Source organism: Lysinibacillus sp. RC46 (assembly GCF_041262385.1).
Classification (GTDB): Bacteria; Bacillota; Bacilli; order Bacillales_A; family Planococcaceae; genus Lysinibacillus.
Genome location: NZ_JBGCCF010000059.1, coordinates 1 through 11496, shown reverse-complemented (window position 1 = coordinate 11496; position 11496 = coordinate 1). Strand labels below are relative to the sequence as shown.

The 11496-nt window shown below is 39.4% G+C and carries 10 protein-coding genes, 1 rRNA gene and 1 pseudogene; 5 read left to right on the top strand and 7 right to left on the bottom strand.

Going from position 1 to position 11496, the window contains the following annotated elements; genetic code table 11:
• Positions 1-90: ribosomal RNA gene (rrf, locus tag ABH966_RS26515) — 5S ribosomal RNA — on the top strand; the annotation flags it as partial.
• Between the two features lie 1040 nt (positions 91-1130).
• Here rrf and ABH966_RS26510 read toward each other — a convergent pair.
• A pseudogene (locus ABH966_RS26510) lies at positions 1131-1388 on the bottom strand (IS3 family transposase); the annotation flags it as partial.
• A 233-nt stretch (positions 1389-1621) separates the two neighbouring features.
• On the opposite strand from ABH966_RS26510, the gene ABH966_RS26505 reads away from it, so the two are divergent.
• Positions 1622-2827, top strand: coding sequence for an alpha/beta hydrolase (locus ABH966_RS26505; RefSeq protein WP_370083663.1), 1206 nt, complete (start codon positions 1622-1624; stop codon positions 2825-2827).
• Positions 2828-3288: 461 nt separating this feature from the next.
• Here the strand turns inward: ABH966_RS26505 and helD are convergent, their stop codons facing one another.
• Positions 3289-5526, bottom strand: a complete 2238-nt coding sequence (gene helD, locus ABH966_RS26500; RefSeq protein ID WP_370083661.1) for an RNA polymerase recycling motor HelD — start codon at positions 5524-5526, stop codon at positions 3289-3291.
• A 172-nt stretch (positions 5527-5698) separates the two neighbouring features.
• On the opposite strand from helD, the gene ABH966_RS26495 reads away from it, so the two are divergent.
• The gene (locus ABH966_RS26495) at positions 5699-6418 is read left to right on the top strand and encodes a glycerophosphodiester phosphodiesterase (RefSeq protein WP_370083659.1); all 720 of its coding nucleotides are present in this window, start codon (positions 5699-5701) and stop codon (positions 6416-6418) included.
• 167 nt (positions 6419-6585) lie between these two features.
• On the opposite strand, the gene ABH966_RS26490 is transcribed toward ABH966_RS26495, so the two are convergent.
• From ABH966_RS26490 to ABH966_RS26475, 4 genes are all read right to left on the bottom strand, one after another.
• On the bottom strand, positions 6586-6771 hold the full coding sequence (locus ABH966_RS26490; protein WP_370083657.1) for a hypothetical protein: 186 nt from the start codon (positions 6769-6771) through the stop codon (positions 6586-6588).
• Positions 6771-7022 (bottom strand): hypothetical protein, encoded by a 252-nt coding sequence (locus ABH966_RS26485; RefSeq protein WP_370083655.1) that lies wholly within the window; start codon positions 7020-7022, stop codon positions 6771-6773. The genes ABH966_RS26490 and ABH966_RS26485 overlap by 1 nt, the downstream gene beginning before the upstream one ends.
• Positions 7019-7291 carry a hypothetical protein gene (locus ABH966_RS26480; protein WP_370083653.1) on the bottom strand — a complete coding sequence of 91 codons (273 nt, stop codon included), beginning with the start codon at positions 7289-7291 and terminating at the stop codon, positions 7019-7021. Before ABH966_RS26480 ends, ABH966_RS26485 begins: the two co-directional genes overlap by 4 nt.
• A 118-nt stretch (positions 7292-7409) precedes the next feature.
• Positions 7410-8432, bottom strand: a complete 1023-nt coding sequence (locus ABH966_RS26475) for a DUF2804 domain-containing protein (RefSeq protein WP_370083651.1) — start codon at positions 8430-8432, stop codon at positions 7410-7412.
• A 183-nt stretch (positions 8433-8615) separates the two neighbouring features.
• Here ABH966_RS26475 and ABH966_RS26470 point away from each other — a divergent pair, with 183 nt between their 5' ends.
• Both ABH966_RS26470 and ABH966_RS26465 read left to right on the top strand, forming a co-directional pair.
• Positions 8616-9110, top strand: a complete 495-nt coding sequence (locus tag ABH966_RS26470) for an amidase domain-containing protein (protein ID WP_370083649.1) — start codon at positions 8616-8618, stop codon at positions 9108-9110.
• Between the two features lie 97 nt (positions 9111-9207).
• Positions 9208-9780, top strand: a complete 573-nt coding sequence (locus ABH966_RS26465; RefSeq protein ID WP_370083648.1) for a nitroreductase family protein — start codon at positions 9208-9210, stop codon at positions 9778-9780.
• Positions 9781-9825: 45 nt separating this feature from the next.
• Here the strand turns inward: ABH966_RS26465 and ABH966_RS26460 are convergent, their stop codons facing one another.
• Positions 9826-11208, bottom strand: a complete 1383-nt coding sequence (locus tag ABH966_RS26460; RefSeq protein WP_370083646.1) for a dipeptidase — start codon at positions 11206-11208, stop codon at positions 9826-9828.
• Positions 11209-11496 lie beyond the last annotated feature (288 nt).

Below are 11496 nucleotides of genomic sequence, written 5' to 3'. Positions count from 1 at the left end.
ACCCGTTCCCATACCGAACACGGAAGTTAAGCTCTTTAGCGCCGATGGTAGTTGGGGGCTTCCCCCTGTGAGAGTAGGACGTCGCTAGGCACTTAGAAAAGTCGAGGATTTATTCCTCGGCTTTTTTTTCTGTGAAAATGAATAACCCCTTGGCCTATGAATATTCTAAAAATAGATAGAGAATCGGTATGGAGTTTTAAAAGCCAACGGAAAAGCAAAGGTATCTGTTGTTTAGGGCAATTTCGATTAAATCTTTTTTGGTTAGATTAAATTATTCGCGATTCTTTGTATGGGTATAGCATGAATTAAATAAATCCAAAGCATTCGATGTGATAGCGCAACGAATGCTTTTTTCTTGCCTCTTCTAGTTGCGATTGTCCTGTGCTTTTCTAATGCATGTTTTTGATTCCAAGATTGATGAATAAGGAAACGTTGATATTCCGTGAGTATTTCGAATAACGAATCGGTAATCATCTGTTTTTTAGACATCATTCTTCCATGTCCATATCCATTTTATTAGCGAATATTCAACTGCTGGGACAAAGCTCGCTTTTCAATTAATCCATGGCGCAGTAGTTTCGTAATCCATTTCGCATGAGAAACATCTGTTTTCCTTAAAGAGGTAGTCTTAAGTGAACAGCACTCAATCCAATCTCAAAAAATAAAGTTGAAAATAATAATCATAACAATCCAAAGAAGCTTTTATCAAAACATGTTCAAAAGTAAGCAAAGATTGATTTGCATATTTCCCCAGAAAGTTTTACCCTTCAATAGCAGCAACCATTAAGAAAAGATTTCCGATAAAAGGATGTCCTTTTTTGCTTTTTATAATTTTATATAAAGAGTTAAAAATGATTCTTGATGATTCGACTGTTGCAAGTAATACAGAGTAGTACTAGCATTAACTCTAGGGTTATGCCATACACAAAATCCAAATAGTGCTAGCTTCTATAGGTGGTAAGATGAATGCTGGTTTATTCGCTGAAATAGAGGAACTCTGTCTAAGAACGCCACGTCCTGTGGTAATGATTGAGTGACCAACATCATGTTGTTGCTGTCGCTTCGCTTTCGCAAAGTCAAAAACACGTTGCTGACAAGCTGTGGTGTGTCAACACTAAACTGGACAAAGATTATATGGGCTGTTGCTTGAATTCCACTGGTGTTAAATAGCTTAGAGTTCCGTGAATACGAATATTGTTGATCCAATGAACATAATCATCAAGTTCAAGAGCGAGCTGTTCAAGAGAAGTGAAATGAGCTCCATTAGCGAATTCCGTTTTAAATACTTTAAACATCGCTTCAGCCACGGCATTATCATAAGGACATCCTTTCATACTCAATGAACGCTGGATATCGAATATTTCAAGTGCCTCAGAAATAAGCTTGTTAAGTGAACTGGAATTAGTTTTTTATGATATTGGTTTGGATTATAAAAAGACAACACCATTGCAAAAGCTGTGGGCTGTTTGAATGAAGTAAAGGATGAGGATCAATGACTCACACAACGATTTTGTAGGGGTTTCATCAATAAATTAGGGTCAAAGTCTTTTGGTAAAGCTAAGTATTTTTTGATACTTTCATAAGTTAAGATATTTGATTGATTATGGAGGGGTTTAGAAAAATGAAACAGGAACAACAAAAACATCCAACCCCATGGCGTCCTAGGGGTTTTATTCAATGGTTACTAACAATCATTGCAGTAATTGCATTTTTTTTCATTAGCATTATGACATACTATATTTGGAATCCAGGCGGTTTTCCTAATATAATGAGTGCCCTTGGAGCAGGTGCATTGATAATACCTACGCTTCTATTAAGTATAACTGCTGTGATCATAATTTTATTAGTATTAGCTGTCTGGAGGAAAGCTTTAATAGCTCGGACAATTTTGATTCCTCTAGTTTTATTATTAAGTTTTTTAACTGTAGAGCCAATTATTGAAATGTTACATTACGCTAAGAACGAGAGTGTTTCCGTTTCGCTTCGTTCTCATTTTTTCGGTAAGACAGAAATCACATCAAAATTCACACAGGACGTTGTATACATGACAACCTCTGATGGTGTGGAATTAAAGCTTGATGTGTGGCCAGCCAATGAAGACTCAAAAAAACCACTTCATCCTGCTATTGTACAAGTGCATGGAGGTGGATGGGTTGAGGGGGATAAAAATAGAGCACCTCATTGGAATCAATGGTTAAGTGAATTAGGATATACTGTGTTTGATATACAATATCGTATGCCACCTCATGCAGGATGGAAAGATGAAGTAGCTGATGTAAAATCAGCAATAGGATGGGTGGCAGAACATGCGGATGCTTACAAAATTGATCCTGAAAAAATAAACGTAATGGGACGGTCAGCAGGTGGAAATCTGGCTATGCTAGCTGCCTATAGTATGGGGGATACACAGTTACCTCCTTCATCAAATGTACCTTCAGTAACTATTAACTCTGTGATTAATGTATACGGTCCGTCTGATATGGAGAAAGTTTATAAAAATAGTCCAAGTCCTGACTATGTGCAAGATGTTATGAAGAAATATATTGGAGGTACACCTTCACAATTCCCTGATCGTTATAAAATACTTTCTCCGATCAGTTATATTCAAAGCAAGACACCTCCTACTATTACACTTTTAGGAACGAGTGACCGAATTTTTCTAGAAGAACAGGCTGAAATTTTGGACAGGAAGCTAAAAGAAAATAACGTTCCCCATGAACTTTATCTTATTCCAAAAGTCGATCATGCTTTTGATGCAGTATCAAATAGTTTGAGCACTCAATTTACTTATGAAAAAGTAAAGGCTTTTCTTCAAAAGCATAATTAGTAAACATAAGTATTTTTAGGGGAAATACGATCTTCTTTAGTGGGGGAACGCCGTTTTTTCGACAAAATGCGTCTGCTCTTTTTTATGTTTATTCGGTGGTAGGCGATGGGTCATGAACGTATCGATATATTGGGTTAACTATTCTTTTTATCATAAATTTGTAACTATCTTCATATAGTATTAGTAAGCCTATGAAAGGAGTCGTTATCATGCGCATGCCGGCACTACCTAAAAAGAAGTCTCCTCAAAGGGAAGCACCAAGGTCATGGTGGAAAGTTGTAAAAGCGTACTTATCCAGAGGGAGGTTTTACCGTTTACCACCTCGGAATCGATAAATCAGATTTAAATGTTCGATGAAAAAAAGTCGCTTTAATAGCGACTTTTTTATCTTCTTTCAGCTGAGTTTTGATTGTAGCGAAAGCGAAGCGACAGCTACAATTACATCAAGGCGAAAATATTTATTATATCTGTTCATTTTCTAATAGAAATGTATTTTTTGTTGGGCCGATTAAATAAAGCTCATGCATGGCTCGAGTGAGTGCCACATAAAGTAGCTTGCGATCAACCTTCGTATCGTAGAAAGGTGTATCGAAGGCAGCTACGATCACAGCATCAAATTCAAGGCCCTTTGCTAAATGACTCGGAACAACGAGCAATAATTCCTGATTGATGGACTCATTTTCAGTTAGAAGCTGCGAAGCAATTTTTTTGTCCTTTAATGTTTGCTGCATTGTTTTTGCCTCTGCAGTCGTTTTGCAAATTAAAGCAACGGAATGGTGTCCATTGGATCGAATGGCTTCAAAAATTTCTTTAATTTGCAGGGCATCAAATGATTGAGCTTGTATATAGGTAGGGACATTACCATGCCGTACTACTGGCTCTACTAATGGAAGTTGTTCATCCATTTGCGCTAAGACTTTGTTTGCAACCTCCATAATTTCAATGGTTGTTCGATAGCTTTTTTGCAGTGTTCTAAAGCTTGCTCTAGGAAATAGATTTTGGACAGGTTCCCAGGCAGTAAGGGAACGATAGCTGTGAATTCCTTGTGCTAAATCACCGACCATTGTAAACATATCTGTTTCAAGCCCAGTCTTTAAAGCAGCAAGCTGAAATAAACTATAGTCCTGTACTTCATCGATGAAAACGACTCGCATTTTCCATTCATCTGGAATGCCCTTTATACGAGCTTGTAAAAAATAAAGTGCAGCTAAATCTTCAAGCACCCATTGTTCTTTAGCATGTGCTTGTAAAAATTGCTGTTGCTCAAGATAATGCCATTCTGGAGCAAGTTCTGCTAAAAGCTCAGCATTTGTTAGAAGAGAACGATAGAGAGTCTTGATGTTATGTTTAGAAAAGCGCCGCATATAAACAGTTGCGGTTGACTTTGCCTCTTTTTCAATAGCAGGAATACGTTCATCACGCTCATCAATAAACTTCGTGACAACACGACGTCGTTTGTCATCATCACGAAATCCATCAAGTGCTCTGCCAAGTGCTTCATCATATTTTTTATGAAGTGTATTTAAAATAGCCTGTTTCTTTTGACGAGCATGGCTTGCAAGCACTTTTTTTATATGTGCTAGTCGTTTTTCAATCGGCATATAAGAAAATTCATATAAAAATAGCTTCTTTAAATGGGAGGCACGCATAATGCAATATTTTTCAATGAATACATCCTCAAACTGATTGGCGATTTCTTGTTCGATTTTTTGAACATATCGTTCTATTACATCACGGTAATAAAGTGAGCCCTTCATTTCGGATATCCAAGAAGCTGCCTGTTGGGGTTCTCCTGCAACAAGAGATTCTAACTGCTCATTTGGGTTTTGAAGTTTCAATTTTAGCTTCGTCGCAGCTAGAACGTAATCGGTAAAGGTTGTTTGGCAAATTTTATCGACACCAAGCTCTGGTAAAACATCACCAATATAATCGATAAATAACTTATTCGGTGCTAAAATCATAAGCTGCTCAGGATTAAAATGCTCGCCCATCGTGTAGAGGAAGTAAGATATTCGGTGTAGGGCAATTGTTGTTTTTCCACTACCAGCAGCACCTTGTACGATAATCGGCTGACGAAGATGTGCTCGTATAATTTCATTTTGCTCCTTTTGAATGGTGGAGACGATTTCAGTCAAACGCACATCTGCTTTTCCAGCTAACGCTTCTTGCAGTAATTCATCGTTTGTTGTTAAATCAATGTCCCGTAAATCGAGCAATTCACCATCATTAATTTTATATTGGCGTTTGGCAAAAAGATGTCCCTTATGGATTTCTCCACGCACATCATATTCCATATCCCCAAGGCGACCATCATAATAGACGTTTGCTACTGGTGAACGCCAATCGACTATTATAGGCTCATGGGTTTCTCGATGAAACAAAGACGTTTTTCCGATATAAAGAAATTCTTCAGGATCTCCTGTCTTTTGAAAATGAATTCGGGCAAAGTATGGCTTTTTTCGAATAGCCTCTAAGCCTTCCTTTTGGTTTCGGGCCATTTCAAAGAAACGAGCATTTGCTAAGATATTATTATAGCCCAAACTGGAATCTAAATAATCAAGATCTGCCATCGACTTACGAATATTCTCCTGAGCAGATTGCAAACCTCTTTGTGATTCATTTAAAATTTGCTGCATGTAATTTTTAGTGTAAGCTAGCCGCTCCACTTCAGCCTGAAAATCTGGATGTTGTGCAGTCATTTTTTAGCACCTCCTAAGTACTTGCATTTTCAAGTAGATTCTCATACTACTATATATAATATTTACCATCAAGTGAAATTGTAATAGGCTTATTAAGGGAGAAGGAAAATCGAAATTTAATGGCCCGCCTGTTAACGAGTTGAGAGGTGGGCGAAATAGGAGGTTATCGAATTTGAATATTTTTGCCCATAGAGGCGTTTCGGCACATTACCCAGAAAACACTATGGCTGCTTTTATGGCCGCATCAAAACTTCCGATTACAGGGATTGAACTAGATGTTCATTTAACAGCGGATAGGGAGTTAGTCGTTATTCATGATGAAACAATCAATCGTACATCTAATGTCTCTGGCTACGTAAAGGATTACACGCTACAAGAGCTCCGTGCATTTGATTATGGTTCATGGTTTTCTTCTAAATTTGAAGAGGAGAGAATCCCAACTCTAGGAGACGTTTTAGAGCTATTTGCAGGCACTAATCATCGTATTAATATTGAGCTCAAAACCGATATACTTCCATATAACGGGATAGAAGCACTTGTTATTAAGGAGGTAGCTGCATTTCAAATGACAGAGAGAGTAATTATTTCCTCCTTCAATCATGAATCTATTCAAATCGTCGCACAAAGAGCACCCTATATTGAAAAAGCAGCACTGTTTGCCGAAATTTTAGTTGATTTTAACGGCTACGCAGCTCAAATCCCGGCAGATGCTATACATGTCAGCCTACCTACAGCATTTCGGAGATCCATTCAAGAAGCTCTTAATGAAGGAGCAACTGTCCGTGTCTATACGGTTAATGATGTTGAGCAAGCAAAGCAATTACAGCAGCTCGGTGTACAGGCAATATTTACAGACGACCCGGAAAAGATAGTAGCAGGATTGACGGATTAGTTGGGGTGAATGGCCAGGGTTTGGGGATAGAAGCGGTAATACGGTCAGAGTGACTGATTGAAAGAGCCAAGGTGACGGATAGAAATGAGAGCGACGGAAGGAAGAGGCGAAGTGACGGCTAGGATTCAGAGCGGCGGAAAGAAGAGTCGAAGTGAAGGATAGAATGGTCAAAGTGACGGAAAGAAAAGCCGAAGCGACGGATAGGAATCAGAGCGACGGAAAGAAGAGCTGAAGTGACGGAAGGAATCATCAGAGCGACGGAAAGAAAAGCCGAAGCGACGGATAGGAATCAGAGCGACGGAAAGAAGAGTCGAAGTGACGGATAGAATGGTCAAAGCGACGGAAAGAATCATCAGAGCGACGGAAAGAAAAGCCGAAGCGACGGATAGAATGGACAAAGCGACGGATAGAAATCAGAGCGACGGAAAGAAAAGCCGAATCGACGGAAAGAATGGACAAAGCGACGGATAGAAAGTCGAGAGCGACGGAAAGAAGAGTCAAAGCGACGGATAGAAATCAGAGCGACGGAAAGAAAAGCCGAAGTGACGGAAAGAATGGACAAAGCGACGGATAGGAAGTCGAGAGCGACGGAAAGAAAAGTCAAAGCGACGGATAGGAATCAGAGCGACGGAAAGAAAAGTCGAAGCGACAGATAGGAATCAGAGCGACGGTAAGAAAAGCCGAAGTGACGGAAAGAATGGACAAAGCGACGGAAAGAAAGTCGAGAGCGACGGAAAGAAGAGTCAAAGCGACGGATAGAGCAGCCAAAGTCGTGGATAGAACCATCAATGTCGTGGATAGAACGGTCAAAATCGTGGATAGCCCCGGCAAAGCGACGGAAAGAAAGTCGAGAGCGACGGATAAAAACGCCAATTCGCCGAAAAAGGAGCCATTTAAAGGCTTTTTCGGATTTAACGCGCTGAGGGTGTGCGAATCAGTGCGTTAAATCCTAGTATGAGAAGCAAATAGCAAGCAATTAATTTTTTTGTTCTTACCACTTTACGCGATTTTCTTCGATGCTGCCTAGCATTTGTTGGATGACAAGTGTTTCGCCATTGTCTAGTAATACGGAGCCGTCGTAGTAGCCAAACATTTGATGTACTTCAGATTTTATGAGACCAGCTTTTGTGACGGATACACGCTCGAAAAATGGGGAGAATGTTAATGAAACTTGGTTAGTGAATTTAGTTTTGATTTTCCATCGTTGCATTAAATCCTCTTGATTATAGCTAAACAGTACATCCTCGTGTATTTTTGTCATTTTTCCTTCAACGAAAACAGCATTTTCGGTCATTCCTGTTCCGTCTGTCCATTTACCACCTAAATTGAGTCCGATTCGTCTTCCTCGGACTCGCTGTGAGGCCATTCCCCAATTCCATGTGAATGTACGGGGCCAAACGCCACGACTGTATTCTAGGACAGAGAAGTTTTCCTCAGGGGAAAATGTAAAGCGACGATTACCAATTGTCACAAACCCAGAAGTAGGGAGTGTATGATGCTTACCTGTAAATTGGAATGTTTTACGGTTCCAAGGGATGACTACATTCAATGACTCATCTGTAGGCGGATGCTGAATGACAAGCTTTGCACGTAAAACATCTCCATCGAAGTCTGGGATTGAAACGGATAGATGTGTTTCATTTTGTACATATGTCATATCAATCATCATTTCACTATTTTTGAAGGATACTGAATCTAGCACCTGCGTAGGCATTTTTAACTTTCCACCCAATGGAATGGTAATTGTTTTTTCAAAATAGCGCTGTGTTTCATATTCAAGGAAATAGACGAAGCAGACCGCTGCGTAGTCTAGATGGCTAATAGTAGCTGAGAAGATGATCTCATCACCGTAGACACACCAATAATTCCATTTCTTTTTGCGCATGATATGGCCACTTAAATTGCTGTTTATTAGAGGTTTACGAGCAAATCCGATGGCAGCTGGATTTAAATTACCTTTTTTATCGCATAAAAGAGTAGGTTGTATAATTTCTTTCTCAGCATGCTGCTTCAATTTCAACATCCCTTCTGATTCGTAATATAAAAGCCTATAATTCCTTACCCTTATTGTAGCAAAAACTATCTCAAAATTGGCAAAGATAGTGCCAAATAAGACCACATTCGACATTTTTATGAATAAGGACCTAGCTAATAGAAATCCCTCTTTATACATATGTTGAACATAAGGAGGGGAAGCGTGGCAAAAATGTATAACAGACAGGCCGCTGTACAGTATGCGAACTTGTGGTGGAACAGGCGTAATCCAGCATTTCCGAATTTTACTGTTGATTGTACGAACTATATATCTCAATGTTTACTTGCTGGAGGAGCACCAATGCGAGGTGCTCCAAACAGAGGGAAAGGTTGGTGGGTTCAACATGGAAATTGGAGCTTTAGTTGGTCTGTTGCACATTCCCTTAGATGGTATTTGGAAGGCTCTACAACAGGGTTGAAGGGTAGGCGTGTACAATCTGCCGAAGAATTAGAACTTGGAGATGTCATATTTTATGATTTCCAGGGGGATGGAAGAGTTGATCATTCCGTAATTGTGACAAGTATCGAAAATGGTATCCCATATGTTAACGCACACACTTCAGATAGTATTAAGCGACCATATTTTTATGAAGATTCAACGGCTTATACGCCGAGCATGACTTATCATTATATTCATATAGAAGATAGTTTTGCTTAAGGTGAAGCAGTGTTAAAGCTCATCATTTTGTGATAATGTGAAGGGTAGAAGATATCAATTTTAATTATTGTAGTGTTATAGAAGGAGATAAGAGTATATGAGCGAACAATTTTTATCTGTTAGGGATGCGATTATTGAGCGTCGTTCTATTAAAAAGTTTAATGGACAGCCGGTGGATCGTGAAGATTTATTGGCTATTATTGACGATGCAGTGTGGGCACCGAATCATGGGAATCGAGAGCCTTGGCGTTTAGTTGTTGCATGTGGTAAGGAGTTAGATGGTCTTCATAATTTATTGCGTGATCTAACGATACCGAAATGGCAGGAGCTTTCTAGTGAAGATTTAGCGAAGCAAATGGCGAAATTCACATTACCGGGTGGCTATGCTTTTGTCATCGTTCCTGAGGATGCTCGACAAAAAGAGCGATTAGAAGATTACGCAGCGGCAAGTATTTTTATTCAAAATATTCAATTGCTAGCTTGGGATAAAGGAATAGGCTCATGCTGGAAAACGCCTGGCTTCCTAGATAATCCGAAATTCCGTGAAGCCTTAAAGGTTCAGCCGGGTGAGCGCGTAATCGCGATGCTACAAGTTGGCTATTTTGATGAAGTGCCAAAAGGGAAAGAACGTAAAACATCAGCAGATATCGTTACGATTTTTGGAGAATAATATAGCAAAATCCCCTCGTTACAAGAAACGAGGGGATTTGTTATTTTACTTTTGTAATTCGGCTACCTCGTATAAATAATCACTTAAAACACGTAATCCTTTATCGAAGTTTTCTAAATGGAAGTGTTCATTTGGTGCATGGAAGTTTTCGCTTGATAAGCCGAAGCCCATTAGCACTACTGGCAATTCTAAAATTTCATCAAAGGCAGCCACGATAGGGATTGATCCTCCTCCACGTGTGTAAGCAGTTGGCACATTATATACTTTTTCGTATGAGCGGCCAGCAGCTTGGATAAATGGATGATCAAATGGTGTTAAGAATGGACGACCTTTATCGAATTCAGAGATCGTCACGTCAACGCCAGTTGGCTTATGTTTTTCAATATGTGCTTTTAATAGTGCTACAATTTCATTTGGTTCTTGATTTGGCACTAGACGGCATGTGATTTTTGCGCCAGCTTCAGCAGGAAGTACGGTTTTAATGCCTTCGCCAGAGAAGCCACCGAACACACCATTAACCTCTAATGTTGGACGTGCCCAAGTACGTTCTAAATATGAATAGCCGGCTTCACCGAATAATTCCTTCACGCCAACTTCTTCCTTCACGGATTCTTCATCAAAACCAAGCGCACGATAAGCTTCGCGTTCCTCTTCAGATAATGGTAAAACTTTATCGTAGAAGCCCTCAACTTGAATTGTGCCATGCTCATCGCGGAAGGATGCTAAAATGTCAGCTAATGCATGAATAGCATTTTGGACACCGCCACCGTAAAGACCAGAGTGAAGGTCTCCTTTTGCACCACGAACATCAATTTGAACCCCCGTTAAGCCACGTAATCCATAGCATACAGCAGGCTTTCCAGGACCATATAAACCTGTATCAGAAATCAAAATTAAGTCAGCTGCTAGTTTCTCTTTATGCTCTTCAACATAGGCAGGAAGGTTAGGACTACCAATCTCTTCTTCACCTTCATAGATGAACTTCACGTTCACAGGTAAAGTACCAGTTGTCGCAAATAATGCTTCAATCATTTTTAAGTGCATAAACACTTGTCCTTTATCGTCACTAGCACCACGAGCGAATAGTTTGTTGTCTCGAATTGTCGGGTTGAATGGTTCCGTTTCCCATAAATTTAGTGGGTCAACCGGTTGTACATCATAATGACCGTAAAATAGAATAGTTGGTTTATCCTCTGCGTGTAACCAATCCGCATAAACAACAGGGTGACCTGCAGTTTGCGTAATAGAGACATTCTCAAGATTTAGCTTCTTAAAAGCGTTTGCTAACCACTCAGCGGCATTTTGAATATCTCCTTTATGCTCTGATAAAGAACTAATACTTGGAATACGTAAAAATTCATTTAATTCATTTAAGTGTGCTTCGCGATGTTCTGAAAAATACGCATCTAATTGCTGTAAATTTGTCATCTAGCATCCCTCTTTTCAAATATTTCGATAATAGAAATAGTATAGCATAATGTGGTTGGGGAATCTTGTTATAGCAATGGTTCCTGCCATATTTAGCTAGCCCAACTGCCTGTAAAGTTGGTTGATTAATTCACAGACCATTTCTTACTGGATGCTTGTCACTCACATACTTTCATCACTGTTCTTTTCTATTTGATGATTTGTCAAATTAAGTGCAACAATTGCTCATTAAAAGCCTCGTTTGCAGTTTTCCAACCAAGACATTTTCTTGGTCGGTTGTTGATATAG